This is a genomic window from Synechocystis salina LEGE 00031 (assembly GCF_015207985.1).
In the GTDB taxonomy this organism is placed as follows: Bacteria; Cyanobacteriota; Cyanobacteriia; order Cyanobacteriales; family Microcystaceae; genus Synechocystis; species Synechocystis salina.
In genome coordinates, this window is the sequence record NZ_JADEVV010000041.1 from 1 (window position 1) to 21257 (window position 21257).

20 protein-coding genes are annotated in these 21257 nt (G+C 48.0%); 11 read left to right on the top strand and 9 right to left on the bottom strand.

Annotated features, from left to right (window positions below):
* Nucleotides 1-111: 111 nt before the first annotated feature.
* The 4 genes from IQ217_RS13505 to IQ217_RS13520 form a co-directional block, all read right to left on the bottom strand.
* On the bottom strand, nucleotides 112-393 hold the full coding sequence (locus IQ217_RS13505; protein WP_194020345.1) for a DUF190 domain-containing protein: 282 nt from the start codon (nucleotides 391-393) through the stop codon (nucleotides 112-114).
* A gap of 19 nt (nucleotides 394-412) precedes the next feature.
* Nucleotides 413-2056 (bottom strand): cation:proton antiporter, encoded by a 1644-nt coding sequence (locus tag IQ217_RS13510; RefSeq protein WP_194020346.1) that lies wholly within the window; start codon nucleotides 2054-2056, stop codon nucleotides 413-415.
* Nucleotides 2057-2151: 95 nt separating this feature from the next.
* The gene (ruvX, locus tag IQ217_RS13515; RefSeq protein ID WP_190598473.1) at nucleotides 2152-2610 is read right to left on the bottom strand and encodes a Holliday junction resolvase RuvX; all 459 of its coding nucleotides are present in this window, start codon (nucleotides 2608-2610) and stop codon (nucleotides 2152-2154) included.
* A gap of 46 nt (nucleotides 2611-2656) precedes the next feature.
* A complete protein-coding gene (locus IQ217_RS13520; protein WP_194020347.1) occupies nucleotides 2657-4279 on the bottom strand; it encodes a Ppx/GppA phosphatase family protein in 1623 nt (540 codons plus the stop codon).
* Between the two features lie 474 nt (nucleotides 4280-4753).
* Between IQ217_RS13520 and IQ217_RS13525 the strand changes: the two genes are divergently transcribed.
* A complete protein-coding gene (locus IQ217_RS13525; RefSeq protein ID WP_228025765.1) occupies nucleotides 4754-6685 on the top strand; it encodes a ShlB/FhaC/HecB family hemolysin secretion/activation protein in 1932 nt (643 codons plus the stop codon).
* Nucleotides 6686-6833: 148 nt separating this feature from the next.
* Here the strand turns inward: IQ217_RS13525 and IQ217_RS13530 are convergent, their stop codons facing one another.
* The gene (locus IQ217_RS13530; protein ID WP_194020348.1) at nucleotides 6834-7643 is read right to left on the bottom strand and encodes a glutathione S-transferase; all 810 of its coding nucleotides are present in this window, start codon (nucleotides 7641-7643) and stop codon (nucleotides 6834-6836) included.
* 177 nt (nucleotides 7644-7820) lie between these two features.
* On the opposite strand from IQ217_RS13530, the gene IQ217_RS13535 reads away from it, so the two are divergent.
* From IQ217_RS13535 to IQ217_RS13555, 5 genes are all read left to right on the top strand, one after another.
* Nucleotides 7821-9833 (top strand): NAD-binding protein, encoded by a 2013-nt coding sequence (locus IQ217_RS13535; RefSeq protein ID WP_194020349.1) that lies wholly within the window; start codon nucleotides 7821-7823, stop codon nucleotides 9831-9833.
* A gap of 117 nt (nucleotides 9834-9950) precedes the next feature.
* Nucleotides 9951-10790 carry a diaminopimelate epimerase gene (gene dapF / locus IQ217_RS13540; RefSeq protein WP_194020350.1) on the top strand — a complete coding sequence of 280 codons (840 nt, stop codon included), beginning with the start codon at nucleotides 9951-9953 and terminating at the stop codon, nucleotides 10788-10790.
* 350 nt (nucleotides 10791-11140) lie between these two features.
* Complete coding sequence (locus IQ217_RS13545; RefSeq protein ID WP_194020351.1) at nucleotides 11141-12298, top strand: DegT/DnrJ/EryC1/StrS family aminotransferase; 1158 nt, start codon at nucleotides 11141-11143, stop codon at nucleotides 12296-12298.
* A gap of 24 nt (nucleotides 12299-12322) precedes the next feature.
* A complete protein-coding gene (locus IQ217_RS13550; protein WP_194020352.1) occupies nucleotides 12323-12574 on the top strand; it encodes a hypothetical protein in 252 nt (83 codons plus the stop codon).
* 344 nt (nucleotides 12575-12918) lie between these two features.
* On the top strand, nucleotides 12919-13650 hold the full coding sequence (locus IQ217_RS13555) for an IS1 family transposase (RefSeq protein WP_194020353.1): 732 nt from the start codon (nucleotides 12919-12921) through the stop codon (nucleotides 13648-13650).
* Nucleotides 13651-13776: 126 nt separating this feature from the next.
* On the opposite strand, the gene glpX is transcribed toward IQ217_RS13555, so the two are convergent.
* Entirely contained in the window at nucleotides 13777-14814 is a 1038-nt protein-coding gene (gene glpX / locus IQ217_RS13560; RefSeq protein WP_190598480.1) for a class II fructose-bisphosphatase, read from the bottom strand.
* A gap of 236 nt (nucleotides 14815-15050) precedes the next feature.
* Between glpX and IQ217_RS13565 the strand changes: the two genes are divergently transcribed.
* From IQ217_RS13565 to IQ217_RS13575, 3 genes are all read left to right on the top strand, one after another.
* Nucleotides 15051-15479, top strand: a complete 429-nt coding sequence (locus tag IQ217_RS13565; protein WP_190598481.1) for a tetratricopeptide repeat protein — start codon at nucleotides 15051-15053, stop codon at nucleotides 15477-15479.
* Nucleotides 15480-15591: 112 nt separating this feature from the next.
* Nucleotides 15592-16134 carry a thioredoxin family protein gene (locus IQ217_RS13570; RefSeq protein ID WP_194020373.1) on the top strand — a complete coding sequence of 181 codons (543 nt, stop codon included), beginning with the start codon at nucleotides 15592-15594 and terminating at the stop codon, nucleotides 16132-16134.
* A gap of 545 nt (nucleotides 16135-16679) precedes the next feature.
* Nucleotides 16680-16904: a riboflavin synthase subunit alpha gene (locus IQ217_RS13575; protein WP_194020354.1), complete on the top strand. Its 225-nt coding sequence runs from the start codon at nucleotides 16680-16682 to the stop codon at nucleotides 16902-16904.
* Nucleotides 16905-16988: 84 nt separating this feature from the next.
* Here the strand turns inward: IQ217_RS13575 and IQ217_RS13580 are convergent, their stop codons facing one another.
* On the bottom strand, nucleotides 16989-17312 hold the full coding sequence (locus IQ217_RS13580; protein WP_194020355.1) for a DUF3082 domain-containing protein: 324 nt from the start codon (nucleotides 17310-17312) through the stop codon (nucleotides 16989-16991).
* Nucleotides 17313-17531: 219 nt separating this feature from the next.
* Between IQ217_RS13580 and glcD the strand changes: the two genes are divergently transcribed.
* Both glcD and IQ217_RS13590 read left to right on the top strand, forming a co-directional pair.
* Nucleotides 17532-19010 carry a glycolate oxidase subunit GlcD gene (gene glcD / locus IQ217_RS13585; protein ID WP_194020356.1) on the top strand — a complete coding sequence of 493 codons (1479 nt, stop codon included), beginning with the start codon at nucleotides 17532-17534 and terminating at the stop codon, nucleotides 19008-19010.
* Nucleotides 19011-19169: 159 nt separating this feature from the next.
* Nucleotides 19170-19463, top strand: a complete 294-nt coding sequence (locus tag IQ217_RS13590) for a PQ-loop repeat-containing protein (protein ID WP_194020357.1) — start codon at nucleotides 19170-19172, stop codon at nucleotides 19461-19463.
* Nucleotides 19464-19741: 278 nt separating this feature from the next.
* Here IQ217_RS13590 and IQ217_RS13595 read toward each other — a convergent pair whose 3' ends face one another.
* A complete protein-coding gene (locus IQ217_RS13595; RefSeq protein ID WP_194020358.1) occupies nucleotides 19742-20635 on the bottom strand; it encodes a beta-carboxysome assembly protein CcmO in 894 nt (297 codons plus the stop codon).
* Between the two features lie 105 nt (nucleotides 20636-20740).
* On the bottom strand, nucleotides 20741-21205 hold the full coding sequence (gene accB, locus IQ217_RS13600) for an acetyl-CoA carboxylase biotin carboxyl carrier protein (RefSeq protein ID WP_194020359.1): 465 nt from the start codon (nucleotides 21203-21205) through the stop codon (nucleotides 20741-20743).
* Nucleotides 21206-21257 lie beyond the last annotated feature (52 nt).

Sequence of the window (21257 nt, forward strand, 5' to 3'; positions counted from 1 at the left end):
TGTCTCGTCTTCAGCTTCTTTCTTCCATTTTTCACTACCCGTTCACTTTCACAATAGATACAGTTCATTTTTTTCAACCTTATACTGCGTAACAATTCTAGCTCTCACTCCCTAAGCAGACAATGCCAAAGCTTGCAGTTTGGGAATATATTGGGCGATCGCCGTTGGTTGATCGATGACGGTCAAAATCATAATCATTTGGGGAGCCAATTCCATGGTCCAATCCACGGCAATCTGTGGACTTTGGGGGCCGTAGCCGATGGCGGTACGCATGACTGTGACCCCCGCTAGACCAAGCTGTCGGGCTTCCTCAATTAATGCCTGGTAAAGAAGCTTCCCTCCCTGGCGATCGCCTTCGGTGACATAAATGGTCAACTGCTCAGCGTAGTACATGAACTATGACTTGCCTAACTCAATGAGCCCGGGATAGGCTAACCCGATCCTCCGACTCCACCACCATAACCGGTAGGACGCTGGTTGCTAACAGGTATTGGGAAACGGAACCCAGCAGTAGATCATCCAAAACACTGTGTCCCCGCTTACCAAGGATAATTTCCTCTGCCCCCTGTTCCTGGGCAGTGCGGAGAATTTGCTCCGGTACAACCCCCTCGGTGACGATGAATTGATGGCGAATATCAGCCAGAATTTGTTTTGTTTGCTCCCTTAGGTTTTCCACCCCTGGTGGATCTGCCAACTGGATTACATGGAGGACTACGACCCTGGCATCATTCCGCCTGGCTAATTCAGCCACCTTGGTTAAAACCTGTTTGGCGATCGCCGAGGTATCCACTGCAGCCAAGATGGTGAGAGATTGATTAACGCTCACTTTGGTCGGGTCCACGGTTCCTTTCTGCAACAATTTGGGGGCAAAGGTAGGAATGGCCCAGGCTCCCAGGGGGGCAGTCACCAGAATGGAAAGGGCCGCCATGGCCAGAATAATGTCTCCGCCGGCAATACCTTGGGATAAGGGCACAGCTCCCAAAGCAGCTTGTACAGTGGCTTTTGCAGAATTCCCTGGCAGCAGGAATAATTTTTCCCTGGCATTCCAATTACTCCCCAGGGTGGAAAGGTACCAACCCAGTCCCCTGCCTAGCAACGTGCCCACCATTAACAGGAGCAGGCCTGGTAACAGACTACTTTCTAGCACCGACAGTTGAATACTCGCCCCCAACAGCACAAATAAAAAGATTTCGGCGATCGTCCATAGCCCGTCAAAGCTCCCCCGTAATCTCCGGGCTAAGGGCGCATCTAGTTCAATCAGAAAAAAGCCCGTGGTCATGACTGCTAAATAGCCAGAGAAAATGGGCAATTGGGTAGAAGATACCACTAAAAATAAAGCTAGGGATGCAGCCACTAAACCATCTTGCACCGCCGTTTGCGTCCAGTTTTGTTTGGCCAACAGAGATACCAAAATTTTGGCCATGGCCCCGCCACAAGCAATTCCCAAACCAATTTGTAAAACAATCTGTAGAGGCAGCAATTGTAGGGCACTGAGGCTGATATTCCCCACCGTCAATCCCTCGGCTCCCCCCTGGGCTAAAAAAGCTAGCAGTAAACTAAAAACTAATAGAAGCAAGACATCGGACAATGCACTGCCAGTCAGAATTGCGTCGGGAATACCCTTTTTCACTCCCCAGCCCAAACTTTTAAGGCGCAACATACCGGGGACAATCACTGCCGGGGATTCTGCTCCAACAATGCATCCCAACAATAACCCAGTGGCAAAGTCAAATTGAAATAGGACCATGGCCATCAGTGCCACGGCGATCGCCTCTAGACTGGCGGGTAAAAATCCTAAGCGGAGGGCGACGGAACCCTGTTGCTTGAGTTTTTCCCGGTCTAGCCCCAACCCCGCTTTCATTAAAATCACCATCACTGCTATGGTGCGTAGATCATCCGCCAAGGCCAACATGGTTAGACTCAGGCGATCGCCTACTTGGGGGCCGAGGACAATGCCCACTAGCACCATCCCCACCAAGGCTGGTAACTTGAGCCTTCGAGCTAGTTGCCCCCCGAAAAACCCCAGCAGAAGAATAGCGATAATACTAGATAACATTGGTTATTTTTGAAGCAGAAACAGTTAAGTTAAATTTCCCAGGGAATTATTCATAAGAGTTAATAAATGTACCAAATAGCTTAATTGATGAAAATTTACCGATGGAGATGATCACCCTCCTCCTGTAAGCGAGAACGTCGTAAATCTAACCATTGTTGCAAAATAATTTCCGCCGCCTGTTGATCAATTAAGCCCTTGTTATAACTAGAAAATTTTTTCTGCGCTTTTAACTGATTTTCTGCTTCTACGGAACTGAGGCGTTCATCCATATATTCCAGCGCTAGACCAAGTTTTTCCGCCAGCCGCCGAGCAAATTTTTGCACCTGTTTCGCTTGGGCACCAATTTCCCCAGCCATGGTGTAGGGTAATCCCACCACTAATAAATTAACTTGCCTGGCTTCAACTAACTGTCTGATTTGGGCAATGTCTTGATCATAGGAACTGCGCACAATGGTGGTAAGACCGGTGGCAATCAAACCAGTGCCGTCACACCCTGCCACCCCGATCCGTTTTCGCCCCACATCTAAGCCCAATGCCGCTACTTTTTCACCCATAATTAACCATGAAAACCGTCATCATAACTTAAATCAAACTTCCTCTCTAGCCTTTATTTGACTGCAGCAAAATGGCTAAAGTCGCCACCACCTTCGTATTAAATTCCTCTTCAAAAATGACTTTTTTATAATCTAAATTCCATAGTTCCAAGGCACAATCGTCATCAAGATCTTTAGGGGTAATATGTAGATGTAATTGCCGGTTCTCCTGGTCGTACTGACAATCAAAACTTTCAATCGCCCCCACTTGACGACGATCCAGGGCCACCGCTAACCGGAGCAAGGCACTTAATTGTCTTACTGCTAGACGGTGGGGTTCGGACAGTTTGATGTAATCTTCGTGACGTTTTTTCGGTTTACTGCGACGATGGTAGCGGGCAATGTTCGCAATTAATTCCAGTTCAATTTCTGTGTAACCCAGCAGTTCAGCATTGCGAATTAAATAATAGGAATGTTTATGGTGGGCAGAGTGACTTATATAAGTACCACAATTGTGCAAAATAGCGGCGGCCCAGAGCCATTCCCGTTCGGTTTCTCCCCAGTCGTGTAAAACTCCCTGTAACTGGTCGAAAAAGCTGGTGGCAAATTGGGCAACCCTTTCCCCAAAACCTAGATCTACCTGATATTTACGGGCGATTTTCAGCACTCCCCGTTGGCGAATTTCTCCCTGGAAGCGCATCCGGTCTTGGATAATGCGATGGGTGAGCATCCAATCGACAATCATGCCTTCCCGCAACGCCCGCTCACAAATGGTGATGCTATCTAACTCCAGCATGGTCATGGCTTCGAGCAAAATCACGGCCCCCGGCAAAATAATTTCCGCCCGGCGATCGGACAGGCCGGCAATTTGAAATCGCTCTTGGCAATTAAGACTGGCTAATTTTTTGACCCATTCCTCCACATCCTTGTGGGTAATGCTATAACCCTGAATGGGATTGGGAACTTCTTTTTGTTTTTGCAAAGCGGTCATGGTGGCCAGGGTTTCAATGGTGCCGGAGGTACCCACCAATTGAGCTTTTTCTTCGCCATCAAGTCGTTGTTTGATTTCATCCACTGGGCGTTCCAACATGCCCCGCACATAGGCCCGCAATACGGCCAATTCTGTCCCATCAATGGGATCAGTGTGGACAAAATCCTGGGTGAGGCGCACTGCCCCCACTTTGGTACTGCTCAAAAAGCGTACGTCCCGGCGATCGGCCAAAATTAGCTCTGTGGACCCGCCGCCGATGTCGATCATCACATGGGGCACTTCGTGGAAGTCCATGCAGGAAAATACCCCCAGGTAGATACGCCGGGCTTCCTCCGGGCCAGAAATTAAATCCACCGTCAGTCCCACTTCCGTTTGCACCCGGGTGAGAAAGTCCTGGCCATTTTTCGCTTCCCTGGTGGCACTGGTGGCTACGGCGATAATGTTTTCCACCTCCAAGCCCTTGGCCAATTCCACACAGCGCTTCAAAGCGGCGATCGCCCGATTCATGGCCGCTGGGGTGAGGTTGTTGGATTGGGGGTCCCGATCGCCCAGGCGGACAGTGTCTTTTTCCCGAGCCACAATGGTAAAGGTGGCCAGAACCGGATCAATGCGGACAATGACCATGTGAATGGAGTTGGTACCAATGTCGATCGCCGCCAACATACAGGGGTCAACAATCTGGGCAGGGGAAGGAGCCATGGGTTAACACTCTCAAGGGGACAGGAACGGGGGAGTTAGGGTCAAAACTTTACCAACCAGCCTAGGGCCAATTAACCGCCCCCAACTTAACTTTCCCATTGTCCATTGTTATCAACTCCTCGCAAAGCACCAGCAAGGAGAAAAAGTGACTCCCAGCAATCAAAGCCAACCATAGCTGATTGGTCAAATGCCAATGTTGAAGCAACCCGAAGAATTCTAAGGTCAAAGGGCATTAGGGCAAGGGCTCTACGAAGTGGCAGGAGGCTCCAGCGCGGAGCTTTTACACCATTTTGGGGTCTGTTTTGCTGGGGCTGACAAAAGCTAATAATCCTGTTAAAGTCTGTTTAATTCACTCTGCAGTCCCAAATTAACTCTAATATCAGAGCTGGGAACGCAAATATCTCCTTCACACTCTAACTGAATGGCTCACAGCCCCCCATTCTGACCCGTTAACCACTGGAGATTCCCAGGGCCATGTTGAGTTACCGTTACGCCCTCTCATTGGCATTGTGTTTTTCCCTGCCCTTCTCGTTGGGTGGCTGGGCTGTGGCCGAAAGCGCAGATTTTTCTCCCCTCCATGGCTTTGCCCCAGTTACTGACACTGATCAAGAAGACAATGCGCGGGCGATCGAGCCAACGGAATTTTTGCTCAGTCAGGGACAAGTTCCCACCCCTCCCCTACAACCATTGCCATCGGAAGACGATGTTGAGATTCCCCCTACCCCTACCCCATTGGAACTAGGGCCAGAATCTTCTCCTCCCAGCCCCGAGGAAGCGGTGGATACCTGTGGCTTTAGTCCTTCTCCTCCTGTTAACGTAGCGCCCATACCTCTTTTACAAGGGTCGGTGGATGGCACTCCCCTGGAGGTAAATTTACTGGGCATGACGGTATTTTCGCCCCAGGAATTGTTAACTTTACCCGCCCTCCAACCCTGGCAAACGGATCCCCCCAGCACCTCCGTTCCCCTTACCATTGCCACGGACTTGACAGCGGCGGAATTTGAAGTTTTATACCAAGGCTTAGTAGAAGGCATTACCCAGCTATACATCAATCAGGGTTACATCACTTCCCAGGCGATCGCCAGACCCATGGAACCAATCCCAAATGGGGGGGGGTTAGAACAGCCAATCCAGGTGGTGGAAGGCCAGGTGGAATCGATCCTAGTGCGGGGTCGAGGACGTTTGCGCCCAGCCTATATCTGTGACCGGGTTGCCCAGGGAGTCCATAGCCCTGTCAACGTGGGTCAGTTAGAGGAACGTCTGCGGCTGTTGCAAATTAACCCCATGCTGGAGAAAGTACAGGCCAGCCTTTTGCCCACAGGGAAGGTGGGTCTGAGTAATTTATCCGTCACGGTGGAAGAAGCCTTTCCCTTCAGTGCCAACCTCAGCTTTGATAACTATTCCCCCATTAGTTTGGGCAGTGAACGAATTGGCATCAACTTGGACTACAAAAACCTCACCGGCCTTGGCGATCGCCTGTCAGGGAGCTATTACGTTTCCACCACTGGGGGTTTAGACATCCTGGATTTTAATTACCGGGTGCCCCTCAATCCCACCGACGGTACTCTACAGTTGCGCTTTGTGCCCACCTGGACCAGAATCACCCAATCTCCCTTCGACGTTTTTAATATCACCGGCAGTAACCCCCTGTACGAAGTTAGTTACCGCCAACCCCTCTGGACCTCTTTAACAGATGAATTTGCCCTGAGTTTTGGTTTTCGCTACCAGGATGGTCGCACTTTGGGGCTAAACCGTCCCGATTTGACCAACGTCAGCCGCACCAGCGTATTCCAATTTGGCCAGGACTACACCCTGCGGGATCAAAACGGGTTGTGGTTTTTCCGTTCCCAAATGAACCTCGGCACAGGGCTGTTCGATGCCACCACCAATCCCAGCCCCCTACCCAGTGGGGAATTTTTCAGTTGGCTGGGGCAGGCCCAACGCCTACAAAGACTGGATGACAATAACTTGCTTATTGTGCAGGCAGACCTCCAGCTCACCCCCGATAGTTTATTGCCGGATTATCTGTTCATCATTGGGGGCGGGCAATCCCTGCGGGGCTATCGACAAAATGCCCGTTCCGCTGACAACGGCGTTCGTCTCTCGGTGGAAAATCGCATCACCTTGGCCAGGGATGGGGACAATAAGTCAGTGTTTGAATTGGCCCCCTTTGTGGACTTTGGGGCAGTGTGGAACAGTGCAGGCAACCCCACCCAGTTACCCCCCAATTCTGTGCTGGTGGGGCCCGGACTGGGGATCATTTGGCGGGATATTTTGGGTATGAGCGGGTTAAACTTTCGGTTTGACTATGGCATCCCCGTGATTAAGTTGGATAACCTGACCGGCAATTGGCAAAATGACGGCTTATATTTCCAGCTCAATTACCGTCCGCCCTTTGGTAAGTAGCTGAGATCGGATTGGAAAAATGGCTCGGTTTTCCCCATTATTCAAGGAAATCCCGGTCAAAATTGCCCATCATGGCTGGAGCTTTGATGGGTCAACCTAACCAAACCAGTTAAACACGCTCTTAGACAAATCAGTTTCTCAAAACCACCTACTCAATATTGATGGTGGTGGGGGAACCACTATCACCACCGCTGTTATTTTGATTTGTGCCTGGGCGATGACTGCGGCGATATTCCCGATAGAGGCGATCGCGCCATTCAAAAAACGTACTGTAGGCACTGTTGTCCGCCAAACCAGGAATGCCCTTACCCTTCAATTCCTGGGCAATGTTTAAATAGTCACCGCCGGGGATTTTGATCACCATACTCAACGCAGCCACCGTTAAATCCGCCAAAGTCGGGCGATCGCCAATTAAATAGGGCTGATGTTGCAAAATTAGCGTTAAAGCTTCCAAGTCCTGATGGAGGCCCCGCATGGCTTCCTTGACCGCATCACCACCAAAACCAACGCCACTGCCGAGCAAATCCAACATGGCCGGGGGCACTGCACTGACTAAATTTTTGAAAATACCAGGGGTTTGTTTGGGCAAAATAGAAGCCCTCAAACCAGGATTTTGATTTAATGCCCCCACCATGGCCACCCGACCTTTCAGCCCGATGGACTCGTCGGCCCATTCTTCCATCAGCAGGCATTGCCCCCGTTGCACCGGATCGTGGGGCAGGAGAGGGTTTTCAGGATATTTACGGTCTAGGTAGAGGGCAATTTCCGTCGAATCGGCAATGACAATGTCCCCATCCTTGAGCACTGGCACCTTGGTTTGTCCAGAAAGACGGAGCAACTCCAACTGGCCAACCCCCGGCACCACTTCCACTGTCCGATAATCCAACCCCTTAAAGTCGAGAATGAGGCGGACTTTTTCCGAATATTGGGACAGTTCAAACTGATGAAGCTCAAGCATAGTGAGGATTTTTGTGTTGGGTGTACAATCGAAGACAAATTTTGTTTTAAGTCCAACATAACACGACTTTCTCACACCGTCGGAGTAAGGCAGTCCGCGTCGTCCACTACGCATAGGATAAACCCCAAAATTACTAATAGTTGTCGCCGCAATTTTTTGATCACAGGTAAGACTTTTATGGACTATTTTTTGGTTTGTGGGCTGGGATATCTGGGGCAGCACTGCGTTGTCGCTTTGAAAAATTTTGGCGTTAAAGTAATTGCTATTGAAAAACAGCTACCGCCCCAGTGGGAAATTAAAAACTTAGATAATTACTTAGACCAATTAATTATTGGCGATTGCAGTCAATCTAGTATTTTACTTCAGTTACCCATCAACCACATTCGGGCCGCTTTAATTGTTACCACCATCGAAAAAATCAATATCGAAACAGCTATAACTATCCGTGCCTTAAATCCCCAAACTCGTTTAGTGGTTAGAAGTATAAGAGATAATTTCAATTCTTTGTTGAGCAACGAGCTAGGAAATTTTGTAGCCTATGAACCCAAACATTTACCAGCCAATGCTTATGCTCTTTCCGCCCTGGGTAAAGAAACCATCAGCCTACTGAATCTAGGAGGACTAAGAATTAGAATTAATCGTTTGCAAGTTCCCGATTATCACCATTGGCTAAGCTATAATTTTTTGGATGAAATTAACAATCGTCATCGTCGTATTTTAAGCCATAATCACCAGGGAAATTTGCCGCCTCGATCAATTGATTTTCATTGCTGGCATCCAGAAGCAAAAATTCAAGCCCAAGATACGATTATTTATGTAGAAACAGAAGAAAATTATTTCTTAAATAAAGGATATAATTTTAATTTAAATAGGAAAAATAACAACTTAAACTTTTCATATTTTCGAAGCCTAATTCAAACTAAGATTAGTAGCTGGATCAAGAATTTTTGGAGCTTAAGTCTTAAGCAACAGGTAGCAAGAGTTGCTATTATCTATGGCTTGATAGTGTTTTTACTTTTAATTATAGGGACGATATTATTCAGTTTTTTCTATCCCGGTACCACCTTACTTTCTTCCTTTTATGTAACTGCTATTTTACTACTAGGAGGTTACTCTGACTTGTTCGACTCCTTTGAACCTATATCAGCTTTGCCAGAATGGTTACAGTTATTCAGTCTAGCTCTGACCGTTACCGGTACCGCCTTTGTCGGGGTTCTATATGCCCTATTAACCCAAGCCCTGTTGTCGTCTAAATTTCAGTTTTACAATAAACGTCCCCCTATTCCAAAAGCAGACCATGTGGTGATTATTGGACTAGGCAAACTTGGACAAGAAATTGCTAATAAATTGCGGGAATTGAAAATCAATGTGTTAGGTATAACCTTTAATACCATTGCTAGCCAGTCAGATTTTTTAGATATTCCCTTAATTTACGGCCATAACTTAGTTGATAGCCTACAATTAGCTAATCTAGAAACCGCCAGCAGTGTTATTGTTGTTACTGATGATGACATTGTTAATATTGAAACGGCATTGCTAACTCAAAAAATTAATCCCCGTTGTCAATTAGTAATTCGCACTAATGGTGATACATTGACGAAAAATTTAGGAGGATTATTACCAGCAGCAATTATTATTGACCCCTATGTAGCAGCAGCAGAAGTGTTCACTGGAGCAGCTTTTGGAGAAAATATCCTTGGTTTATCCTGTTGGCAAGAACAGACAGTTTTGGCCACCCAATATTACATTGAAGAACAAGATACACTCCAGGGCTTATTAATTGCGGAAGTGGCTTATGGCTATGGAGTTGTCCCGATAATTTATCAGGAAAAATCCGAGGATGAGCCAATTTTCTTGCCCTCGGAAGACCGACGTCTAATTCCAGGTAATTTGCTGATTGTCTTGGCAACGATAGCAGGATTAAAAGCTATTGAAGCAGGAGATTTAAAACCAAAACAATGGAAGCTTAAAATCATCAAAGCTAGTTCTAAAATGTCAATTTTTGATGGTATTACTGCCATTGCTCGCATTGCAGGTTGTCCTTTGAAAACGGCGACGGAAACAATGAATAATTTGCCAGCAATTTTGCCATTTAAAATGTACTACTATCAAGCAATGAAGCTTAAAAAAATGCTTCAGCAAAATCAAATTGAAAGCGTTGTTGAGCAAAATTCCTCTCCAATTTCTTAGTCGGTAAGACTCTCATTCCTCTCCCTGACAGAATTGCCGTAGAATACTAATGGCAATAGGTTTCTTTGTCATGCCCAACGGCGATCGCCTTACGTTGTTTCCTTCTAACCTGATCCCATGGCCCTTAGCTTTAGTAAATACCACGGTCTCGGCAACGATTTTATTTTGGTGGACAACCGTCAGAGTGCGGCTCCCTGCTTAACCCCAGACCAAGCCCAACTGTTGTGCGATCGCCATTTTGGCATCGGGGCAGACGGGGTGATTTTTGCTTTGCCAGGGCAAGGGGGAACGGATTACACCATGCGGATTTTTAATTCCGATGGTTCGGAGCCGGAAATGTGCGGCAATGGCATCCGTTGTTTGGCTAAATTTTTGGCAGACCTAGAAGGAGTGGGGGAAAAGACCTATCGCATCCACACCTTGGCCGGGGTAATCACCCCCCAACTATTGGCCGATGGCCAGGTAAAAGTGGACATGGGGGAACCCCAATTATTGGCGGAGCTTATTCCCACTACCTTGGCGGCACCGGGGGAAAAAGTGGTGGATCTGCCCTTAGTAGTGGCAGGAAAAACTTGGGCTGTGACTTGTGTGAGCATGGGTAATCCCCATTGTTTGACCTTTGTGGACGATGTGGACAGTCTTAACTTGACGGAGATTGGCCCTATGTTTGAGCACCATCCCCAATTTCCCCAACGGACTAATACAGAATTTATCCAGGTCTTAGCAGGCGATCACCTGAAAATGAGGGTTTGGGAACGGGGAGCGGGCATTACCTTGGCCTGTGGGACGGGGGCCTGTGCCACGGTGGTGGCGGCGGTGTTGACCGGTAGAGGCGATCGGCTTTGTACGGTGGAATTACCAGGGGGCGATTTGGAGATTGAATGGTCTGTCCAGGACAATCGGCTTTATATGACGGGGCCAGCTCAAAAGGTCTTCGGTGGCCAGACAGAGATTTGAATGTTTAAAAATGGGTTCTAAAAACTCCCTGAATACTGAAGTTGGAGGGAAACTACAAAAAGTCCCCCAGAATTACGGTCTCTTTAGTAGGTCGATTTAGGGGACAAACTGCAACTTCACCAACGGACTTTCAAATCCCAAAACATAGCACCTTTGTTCTTTTTCCACGGAGGGCATTGCTGATGGTGCCGGAACAGAGGCATTGAGTAGGGGAACCCGTTTCTGGCCAATGCATTGATGGTGTACGGCCAATCTGTTCAACTTGGGGACGGCCATGCCCTAGAATTTGATGGACATCTTTTCAGCCCAACGCCGCTATTTTTCCACAATATATTTAGTTAAGCAGCTCGATGAACATCCCCATCCTTGACCTTAAGCCCCAGTACCAAAGGATCAAAGCCGAAATTCAACAGGCGGTGAATGGTGTCTTGGAATCGGGACAATTCATTTTGGGCAAAACCGTTGCAGATTTTGAGCAAGCCGCCGCCGATTATCTGGGGGTAAAGTATGCCATTGGGGTTAATTCTGGCACCGATGCTCTGATGATTGGGCTAAGGGCATTGGGCATTGGCCCGGGGGACGAGGTAATTACTACCCCTTTTTCCTTTTTTGCTACGGCGGAATCCATCAGTAATGTGGGAGCTAAACCGGTTTTTGTCGATGTGGCGATCGCCGACTTTAACCTCGATCCAAGCAAAATCAAGGCGGCCATCACTCCCCGCACTAAGGCAATTATGCCAGTGCATTTATTTGGTCAACCGGCAGCCATGGCCCAAATTAAAGCCCTTGCCCATGACCATGGTTTGAAAATTATTGAAGATTGTGCCCAATCCTTTGGGGCCGTCTATGCCGGTGATTGCTTGGGTTGTGACCAGGACTGTGATGACCAGGTTAAACAGTCTCTTATGGGTAAATACACTGGAGCGCTGGGGGATGTGGGCGCCTTTTCCTTTTTTCCTACTAAAAATCTGGGAGCCTACGGTGACGGCGGTTTAATCACCACCAAGGACGAGGCGATCGCCGATTTGGCCCGCTGCCTGAGGGTACACGGTTCCAGACAACGCTACCAAAACGAAATGCTGGGCTATAACTCCCGTTTGGATGCGTTGCAAGCCGCCATTTTGAACGTCAAACTCTCCCATTTAAAAGAATGGAGCGCCGGCCGTCGTCGGGTAGCCCAAACCTATAATGATCTGTTCCAAGGAGTGGAAGGCATTATTACCCCCACCATCACCGCTGGCCATGTGTTTCACCAATACACCCTGAGAATTCAGGATGGTAAAAGGGATGCTCTGGCCAAGGCAATGCAAGGCATAGGTATTAGCACCATGATCTATTACCCTGTGCCCCAGGATCAGTTGCCGGTGTACCGGGGTCAGTATGCCCCCAACCCCATCAGCGATCGCCTAGCCACGGAGGTATTAAGTTTGCCCATCTGGCCGGAAATGGAAACCGAAACGGTGCAAACGGTGGCTGAAAAAATTATCCAAGTTTTGCCCAGCCTTTAAACTTTCTGCAACCATCAATTACCTATGCCCATGGAAGCCGGACAACAATTTCTCACCCCCGCCGAGTCCCACGCCGTTGATGGGGCCCTGCTCAGTCAGTCGGAAAAGTTTCTCACCCGTCTCACCATTTCTTCCCTGCGGCTTTTGCAAACCATTGCAGAGGAAGAAAAATTGGCGATCGCCGATCTGACCCCAGAAATTATCATTGCCTGGTTTGAAAAGGATGCCAAAAGGAAACGGAAGCAGGGGGCAGAAAAGCCGGTACTGGATTGGTAGGCTCCCAAACCATTTCCATCAAAACAGCCTAAGTTAACATGAGTTAGAGAGCTAAAAAGTCGCAATAAGTTGGTAATCTGGAATGGCGAAGGAAGGCTTGTCAGGGTGTTAAGAGTAAGCAATGAGTCCGGAGACCAAATTCACAAGAAAGTTAAAAACATTACGATGTCTGGAATGTTCGATTTTGGGTGGTGTTATCCATGTAGTGAAAGGATAAAATGGATGGAAATTAGGGCAGAGGTAGCACTTTCGAGCTATTTGCATCTTTATCCCGTAAAGTTTAGCTATAGTAGAAATCATATCAACTTGCACCACTGAATTGACTGATTGAGCCATGAGTAATAATGACAAAGATAAACGCCCCCCCCTGTCCATCGTGCGATTCATTGCATATTTTGAAGAATGGGAGCATTCACAATAAAAAACGAAGGTATTTATGCAAAGAATGCGGCAGGCAATTTGTGGAAAACCCTACCAAACATTATATAAGCAAGCAAGAAATTGAATACATTAAACGAAGTCTTCTAGAGCAAATTTCTCTAAGAGGTCTGTCACGAATACCGGGAATATCAATGAAGTGGTTGCAGAATTATGTTAATAAGTTTTATCGCTCAATCTCTTTTGAAACAAGTAGTCTAACGTCTTGCTTTAATGGTTTGATTCTCGAATGTGATGAGTTATGGTCATTTGTTTGCTCAAAAGAAAACACTGTTTATCTTTGGTTAGCATTAAACAGAAATATGAAGAAAATTTTGGCTTTCATTTGGGTGATAGGACAAGAAAAGATGCTCAGCAATTCTGGGAGTCAATACCCTAAAAATATCGAGAAAGTGCAGAGATTTATACAGACTTTTGGTAGTCTTATCAGGATGTCGTGCCGGCAAAAACACCATCCAAGTGGTAAAGAAACTGGAGAAACTAGCCATATAGAAAGATTCAATAATAACCTAAGGCAAAGATGCTCAAAATTGATCAAGAAGTGCCTTTCATTTTCTAAAGACTTCTTCAATCATGAATCTGCTATTTTATATTTTATCAACCACTATAATGAGGATTTAAGGTTGGCTTTATCTTAACTTCACTACATGAATAATACTACCTAAAAACAAAAGTCCCCCAAAGTTTGAGCTTCAGGGGACAAGGAAAACGGCTATGTATTTCCCCAGAGTTTGACCTTCCGGGGATAGTTGCCGAGAAAGAAATTAGTGCAGTTGGATTACTTTGGGGCTTTCCTTCATATGGACAGTGTCCACAAAGCGGGCAGTGCTGGACTGGCTGGAAATGACCAAGCTTTGGGTCCGCACACCACCATGGAAGAAGCGTACCCCTTCCATCAAAGTGCCAGGGGTGATGCCACAGGCGGCAAACAGAACGGTTTCGCCACAGGCCAATTCTTCGCAGTTATAAACCTGGTCAGGATTTTTAATACCCATGGAAGCGAGCCGCTCTAGGTTACCTTCCCGGCTTTCACCGATTAGTCCAGTTTTAACCACTTCGGGATCGTAAATTAACTGACCCTGGAAGTGACCCCCCAGACAGCGCATGGCGGCGGCGGAAATTACCCCCTCAGGAGCAGCACCGATACCCATCAGAGCGTGAATGTTGGTGCCGGAAAAAGCACAGGAAATGGCAGCGGAAACGTCTCCATCGCTGATAAGGCGGACTCGAGCGCCAGCATTGCGGATTTCTTGGATCAGTTCTTTGTGGCGGGGACGATCCATGACCACTACCACCAATTCTTCGATGCTGCGATTAAGGCAATCGGAGAGAATCTTCAGGTTTTCGGTGGCAGATTTATCAATGTCAACGTGACCCTTGGCCGCCGGGGGGGCCGCCAGTTTTTTCATGTAGAAATCGGGAGCGGCAAACAAACCACCTTTTTCAGAAATAGCCAACACTGCCATGGAACCATTTTGACCATAGGCCACTAGGTTGGTACCTTCACAGGGGTCAACGGCAATGTCAATTTCCACCAATTCGTCGGGATTACAGAAGGATTTGGCATCTTCCCTGGTGCAAATGCCTACTTCTTCACCGATGTAGAGCATGGGTGCGTCATCCCTTTCCCCCTCGCCAATGACGATGCGGCCCCGCATATGAATTCTGTTCATCCGTTCCCGCATGGCTTCTACGGCCACTTGGTCGGCGGTGTTTTTTTCACCTTTGCCCATCCATTTTGCCGAGGCGATCGCCGCTTGTTCTACGACTTCAATAATTTCTAAACCGAGGGTGCTGTCCACGAATTGAATCCTCCCAACTGCTGATTAGGTTTCCCTAGCTTGTGATTAAGTGTTAATAGTCAAAAGTCTATCAGAGGGGGGGATCAGCGTACAGCATTGCCGAGGAGGGGAAGTCGGCTTTGGCCCTGACCGCGGCGGGACCAAAAGATCCCTTAAGATTAAGAGTTGGGCGGATTGTCTGCCTGCTTTTTGACTGCTTTGAACCATTCCACTGCCAAATTCAGCTAATTGTGATCATGACTGAGTCCGTAATCTCCCCAGAAGATGCTTTCAACCAGGCGATCGCCAGATATAACGGGGGGGAAGGCCCCGAAACCCTGATTCCAGTATTTAAGGAAATTGCCGATAGCTCCCCGAAAAACGCCACGGTGTGGGCCTGCCTTGCTTGGCTGTATCTCCTAGACGACAAGCCAACTTTGGCTTTCAAAGCGGCCCAGCGGTCGGTGAAAATCGACGGCTACCACCCCCAGGCCAGGGTTAACTATGCCTTGGCCATGCTGGCCAATAAAAAAACTGGTGTACGGGAACAGGTGGAATTGGCGGCCCAAATGATGTCCTTCGATCAAGAAATTGCTACTGGGGTGATGGAAAGCTTGGATGACGGTCTCCAACGTAAGCCCGATTGGCGGGACATTGAACGGATTAAAAAATGGCTGACGGAATAGCCCGACCCATTGGCCCTATTTAGTTAGGCAAAATTCAAGCAACCAATCAGTCCCTGGCGTTGGTTTGTTACCTTGAATAGAATTCCCCACCTTGTTCCAATATCTCCAGCCCATGACCCCGGCCAAAATTCGTAACGCATTATTAGCCGTAGTGGCGATCGCCCTGAGTGCGGCCCTTTATCTCGGTTTTCAAACCCAAACCCAGGGCACTTCCCTGGAAGCCCAGGCTCAGCGGGCCACGCCCCTGGCCACAGCCCTGGACAATGGTCGTCCCACCTTGGTGGAGTTCTATGCCAATTGGTGTACTAGCTGTCAAGCCATGGCTCCGGATTTAGCAGAGTTGAAGAAAAACTATGGCGGGTCAGTCAACTTTGCCATGCTCAATGTGGACAACAATAAATGGTTGCCGGAAGTGCTGCGCTATCGGGTGGATGGTATTCCCCATTTTGTTTACCTGGATGACACCGGCACGGCGATCGCCGAGAGCATTGGGGAACAACCGTTGGGAGTGTTGGAGCAAAACATCACTGCCCTGTTAGCCCACGAACCGATCCCCTACGCCAATGTCACTGGCCAAACTTCGGTGGTGGAAAACCGCACCATTGAAGCTGACCCCACCTCTCCCCGCAGTCACGGCAATCCCCGCCCCAGTTAGGGAATTAACTAAACATAGCTAGAAACTATGCCAATCATTAAACTGCTACAGGTTCGGCTATCCAGCCCTTGGGCGATCGGCTAGTATCTATTTGTGTGTGAGGAGTAAGATTAATAAGGAAGCAACCGGAGGGTCGAAACATGGCAAGACTCCTTGCGGACTTCCTTATTTTTTTGCCTATTTTCCCAATTAAGCTCGCCGACCTAGTCAAGACTCAGGGTTAGGGTTATCCCAAGGGAACCTGGAAGTGCAGAACACAGCCCGTTTCAACGGGACAGAGGCAGTTCAATCCGACACAATCGCCGACTGTTCAAATCTTTTTCTCGGTAAAACAGAGGCAATTCCCAGAGCAGTAAGCAATGAACTGAGCCCTGTCTGCCCGTTAACAAAAGTTTATGGTATATTCAAATACAGCGGTGAAGGATTGATATTTCCCCATGGAACTGTCTGCCGCCCCAAGGTTTATTTGCCTAGCCCCCATCCGATCGCCTGACTAAATTTTTGGCTTGATCGAACCCCCTCTGCATCCTCAAACTTACTGCTTTATGTTGGTACTTTCCATCCTGTCTTTGGCTTTAGCCTCTTTTTCTGCCATCCTTTGCTTCACTGTGCAGGAAGACGTAATCAGGGCCTCGTTAGGATGTGTGGCAGTGTTATCCATTTTAGTTACCCTGTTTTTTGCTCCCTGGGCCTTAAAACTGACCTTGGCCGCAGTTCCCTTCGGTGTGGAGCGATTTTATCGTTTAAGTCAAAACACTCCCATGGAATAGGTTCATCGACGATATATTGCCCAGATTTTTCAAGTTTCCGAACGCTCAGTTAAAGGGCGTATTTTTACTAACACCTCCAACCTATTAACTCCCTCCATCATTGCCAGAGGGTTGTTTTTGCACAATTAACTGAATCATCAACAAAATTAGGCCGATCGCCACAAAGGCAAAAATAAAGGTGCCCATGGAGGCTAGTCCCAACACCAAAGTTCTCACCGCTGAAGCAATGCGGTGGACAATGGCCTTATCGGATAACATCGGCTTACTGGCAAAACTAACGGCGATCGCCGAAGTCAGCAAATACAACCCCCAGGCCAGGGAAGCGGAAATGCCGGAACCGACCAAACAACGCAGGGGAGTGGGGGGCACTGGCTCCGTTTTAGTTGGTTGGGGGGAAGGTTCAGTCATGGGCAAACCCTCAAAAGTGTCATTGCAGAAAACATAGGGAAAAAATTATCCATCACCAAAAACCATCCATAACTGTACTAAGTAAAATACTGCGCCCACTTCTCCAGAACTCCCAGCGCTAAAGCCCTGTATTATCCCTAAGCGGTAGAATAATACCACGATCTATCTAGCGGTTCCAAGCCTGGAATTGTTTGATTTCCCTGGACTTTGCCAAACCCCATGACTGTATCTTCCCCAGTAAATTCCGCCGTTGACCTCATCCCCCAGCTTGAAAAAATATTGGGGCAAGATGGGGTAATTAAACGCAAAGATGAGCTCTTCACCTATGAGTGCGACGGTTTAACGGGTTATCGGCAACGACCGGCCCTGGTGGTATTGCCCCGAACAACGGAACAGGTGGCCGCAGTAGTTAAACTCTGCCACGATCGCCAAATTCCGTGGATTGCTAGGGGAGCTGGCACCGGGTTATCAGGGGGAGCCTTACCGGGGGCAGATAGCCTGCTAATTGTCACCACTCGCATGCAAAAAATTTTGGCAGTGGATTACGACAATCAAACCATTGTTGTCCAGCCAGGGGTAGTGAATAACTGGGTTACCCAAACCGTTAGTGGCGCAGGCTTTTACTATGCTCCCGATCCTTCCAGTCAGATTGTCTGCTCCATCGGCGGTAACATTGCCGAGAACTCCGGCGGCGTCCATTGTTTGAAATATGGCACCACCACCAACCATGTGCTGGGGCTAAAGCTGGTCATTCCTGACGGTTCCATTGTGGAAGTGGGGGGACCAATTACGGAAATGCCTGGCTATGACCTAACTGGCCTATTTGTCGGGTCGGAGGGAACCCTAGGCATTGCCACGGAAATTACCCTAAAAATTCTCAAAACCCCAGAATCCATCTGTGTTATATTAGCGGATTTTCTTTCCCTCGAAGCCACGGCCCAATCCGTAGCCGATATCATTGCGGCGGGCATCGTCCCGGCGGGCATGGAAATTATGGACAATTTCAGTATCAATGCAGTGGAAGATGTGGTGGCCACCAATTGTTACCCCAGGGATGCGGCGGCCATTCTTCTAGTAGAACTAGACGGTCTTCTCATTGAAGTGGAATTAAACCAAGCCAAAGTAGAGGAAATTTGCCGTCATAATGGAGCCCGCAACACGGCGATCGCCTATGACCAAGAAACCCGCTTAAAAATGTGGAAAGGCAGGAAAGCGGCCTTTGCAGCGGCGGGTAAACTAAGCCCCAGTTACTTTGTCCAAGATGGGGTAGTGCCCCGCACTCAATTAGTACAAATTTTAAGTGACATTAACGCTTTGAGCGAAAAATACGGCTTTGCCATTGCTAATGTTTTCCATGCTGGAGACGGCAATTTACATCCCCTAATTTTGTACGACCAAAAAGTACCGGGAGCTTGGGAAAAAGTAGAAGAATTGGGGGGAGAAATCCTTAAGCGCTGTGTGGAATTGGGGGGAAGTTTATCCGGGGAACATGGCATTGGCATGGATAAAAATTGCTTTATGCCCAATATGTTCAACGAAGTAGACTTGGAAACTATGCAATGGGTACGGCAATGCTTTAATCCCAATAATTTGGCTAATCCCGGCAAGCTTTTTCCCACTCCCCGCCGTTGTGGAGAGGTGGCCAATGCCCAACGACTTAATTTAGGCCAGGACGAAAAACTAAGGGAAATTTATTAACTCTAAAGCAGAAAAATGAGGATAATTTGCCATGTCATGTCTTAAAACAATCTAAGAAAGTCGTTAAGGAATGGCTAAATAACAAGCTTAATTTACCCTTAGGATAAATAGAATCTGGACAAATTCAGATAATCTCTCCACATTGTTAAATTAGTATCGATGCAACAAGAACCAACGGATCGAAATCTCAGGGCGATAGGATGGATTGGGGCTTTCCTGCTGGCAGTTTGCGGTATCCCCCAGGCTTACGAATGCTGGCTTAATGGTAATGCTAACGGTCTTTCTCCCTTATTTTTGGGCTCGTGGTTTGTGGGGGAAGTACTCACGCTGGTGTTTATTCTTTACGAACAGAGGAGGACTGATGCTAATATGTGGCCTCTTTTGTTTAACTATGCAACCAATATCTTAACTATCTTTGTTATGATTTATTACAAGATATTTCCCGTTATTTGACGTTAGGAAATTTCCGCCAAAAAATCAACTTATAACTTTGATAAACATCTAGGATCAAAAAATAATTTAAAATGTGTAAACGGTAAATAAAGCGGTTGGGACATCTGAGGGACGCAGTAAATTCCCTACAGAATAAGCGTTACAGCTGTCATGTGTGTATCAAATTGATTCGGAGTTTGCTGTAACAAGAAAATGTACTCATTCTCCCAAAATCAGCTTGCATTTGGTATTTTGTACCCATAGTTGATCCTCCATTTCAGGTTGGGGAGAATGCCCGACTAATCAATTTCTGGATCTAGCACTTCCACTATGGGTTTTTCCGCCTCTTTTTCTAGAATTAAAGGGGCTTCTATTTTTTCTTGTATAGGTAATGGTTCCGCTTGGCGTTGGGGCACTACGGCCTTTTCTAATTCCGGTAGGGCCACCAATTGCCGTTGTTTTTCCCGGACTTGATTGGGCAACAACATCGGTAGCGGTTCGTTTTCGTCCAACCAATAGGTGGCTACTGGCAAGGTGTGTTCTAAATCTTCTAATAATCGAGGGATAATCATCACTGCATGGAGTTCGCCAATACGTTCCGCTTCTTGCATGCCCACCTCGATCGCCATGGCCACATTGGCCACCGTTCCCCGCACAATGGCGGTACAAAGGCCATCCCCAATAATTTCGTAGGAAGCTAGTTGCACATCGGCGGACTTGAGCATGGCATCGGCGGCCCCTACCATGGCCGGGAAACCTCTAGTTTCCAATAAACCAATGGAGCGATTGCTCAAACGGCTGTAACCCCGTTGCTGTTGGGCAAGTTCCACCAGATGACTGCCAATGGGGAACACCGCCTGTAGGTTAGGCATCGGTCGGGGAATGACCAATTTTGATACCAACTGGCCAAACTGTTCTGCTGTTCTAGCCCCTTCTTCCACTGCTAGGCGCACATCGGCCACCTTGCCCCGCACCACTGCAGTACAGTAGCCACTGCCAATTTTTTCGTAGCCCACCAGGGTCACTTGGGAGGATTTCAGCATCATGTCCGCCGTCCCCACGATCGCCGGAAAACTTCTAGTTGAAACTAACCCTAGGGCACTATCACTGGGCTGGTGCTGATTTATTTGCTGATAACTGTTGCGGGGAGAACGGGCAATGGGGACGCTGGTCATTGTTAGGAAAGTCGGCACAACCGGAGAGGATCAGGGCCGCTGTGGCGATCGCCTTCTATGATAACTCACTGAGTTGGAAGCACCCAAATGACCCCAAAGCACCGAACAAACTAGCCAACCACGTTAGGGTTTAATCCACATCAGAGTTTGACCGTATTCCACCGGCTCCCCATTTTCCACCACAATTTCCATTACCTGCCCCGCCACTTCCGCTTCAATTTCATTCATTAACTTCATTGCTTCAATAATGCAGACCCCCTGGCCTTTGCTGACTGCATCTCCCACTTCCACGAAGGGCGGCTCATCGGGGGCTGGGGCCCGGTAAAAAGTGCCCACCATGGGGGAAACGATCGCCGTCCACTTTTGATCCGCCGGGGATGGGGCTGCAACTTCGGGGGCGGGAGCCGGAGCAGAAACCACAGGGGAAGATGAGGGGGTGATGGCCTGGGGGGCAACGGAAACGCCACCGACCACGGCATCCTTCCGCACCGACACCTCAAAATCGCCGCTTTTGAGACTGAACTCGGTGATATTACTTTGGGAAATTACCCCCAACAATTCCCGTAGTTCTGTAAAGTTAATAGCCACGAATCACCCACCCCCCAATACAACAAAATACGATTAGTAAAGCTTGAGCTGA

What these genes read in the sequence shown, in the direction of transcription:
- IQ217_RS13545 (WP_194020351.1), top strand. Translation starts at nt 11,141, where the DNA reads ATGAACATCCCCATCCTTGACCTTAAGCCCCAGTACCAAAGGATCAAA.
- IQ217_RS13530 (WP_194020348.1), bottom strand. Translation starts at nt 7,643, where the DNA reads ATGCTTGAGCTTCATCAGTTTGAACTGTCCCAATATTCGGAAAAAGTC.
- IQ217_RS13555 (WP_194020353.1), top strand. Translation starts at nt 12,919, where the DNA reads ATGACAAAGATAAACGCCCCCCCCTGTCCATCGTGCGATTCATTGCAT.
- IQ217_RS13590 (WP_194020357.1), top strand. Translation starts at nt 19,170, where the DNA reads ATGCAACAAGAACCAACGGATCGAAATCTCAGGGCGATAGGATGGATT.
- IQ217_RS13570 (WP_194020373.1), top strand. Translation starts at nt 15,592, where the DNA reads ATGACCCCGGCCAAAATTCGTAACGCATTATTAGCCGTAGTGGCGATC.
- IQ217_RS13550 (WP_194020352.1), top strand. Translation starts at nt 12,323, where the DNA reads ATGCCCATGGAAGCCGGACAACAATTTCTCACCCCCGCCGAGTCCCAC.
- IQ217_RS13510 (WP_194020346.1), bottom strand. Translation starts at nt 2,056, where the DNA reads ATGTTATCTAGTATTATCGCTATTCTTCTGCTGGGGTTTTTCGGGGGG.
- dapF (WP_194020350.1), top strand. Translation starts at nt 9,951, where the DNA reads ATGGCCCTTAGCTTTAGTAAATACCACGGTCTCGGCAACGATTTTATT.
- IQ217_RS13535 (WP_194020349.1), top strand. Translation starts at nt 7,821, where the DNA reads ATGGACTATTTTTTGGTTTGTGGGCTGGGATATCTGGGGCAGCACTGC.
- IQ217_RS13525 (WP_228025765.1), top strand. Translation starts at nt 4,754, where the DNA reads ATGTTGAGTTACCGTTACGCCCTCTCATTGGCATTGTGTTTTTCCCTG.
- IQ217_RS13580 (WP_194020355.1), bottom strand. Translation starts at nt 17,312, where the DNA reads ATGACTGAACCTTCCCCCCAACCAACTAAAACGGAGCCAGTGCCCCCC.
- ruvX (WP_190598473.1), bottom strand. Translation starts at nt 2,610, where the DNA reads ATGGGTGAAAAAGTAGCGGCATTGGGCTTAGATGTGGGGCGAAAACGG.
- IQ217_RS13505 (WP_194020345.1), bottom strand. Translation starts at nt 393, where the DNA reads ATGTACTACGCTGAGCAGTTGACCATTTATGTCACCGAAGGCGATCGC.
- IQ217_RS13565 (WP_190598481.1), top strand. Translation starts at nt 15,051, where the DNA reads ATGACTGAGTCCGTAATCTCCCCAGAAGATGCTTTCAACCAGGCGATC.
- glcD (WP_194020356.1), top strand. Translation starts at nt 17,532, where the DNA reads ATGACTGTATCTTCCCCAGTAAATTCCGCCGTTGACCTCATCCCCCAG.
- IQ217_RS13520 (WP_194020347.1), bottom strand. Translation starts at nt 4,279, where the DNA reads ATGGCTCCTTCCCCTGCCCAGATTGTTGACCCCTGTATGTTGGCGGCG.
- IQ217_RS13575 (WP_194020354.1), top strand. Translation starts at nt 16,680, where the DNA reads ATGTTGGTACTTTCCATCCTGTCTTTGGCTTTAGCCTCTTTTTCTGCC.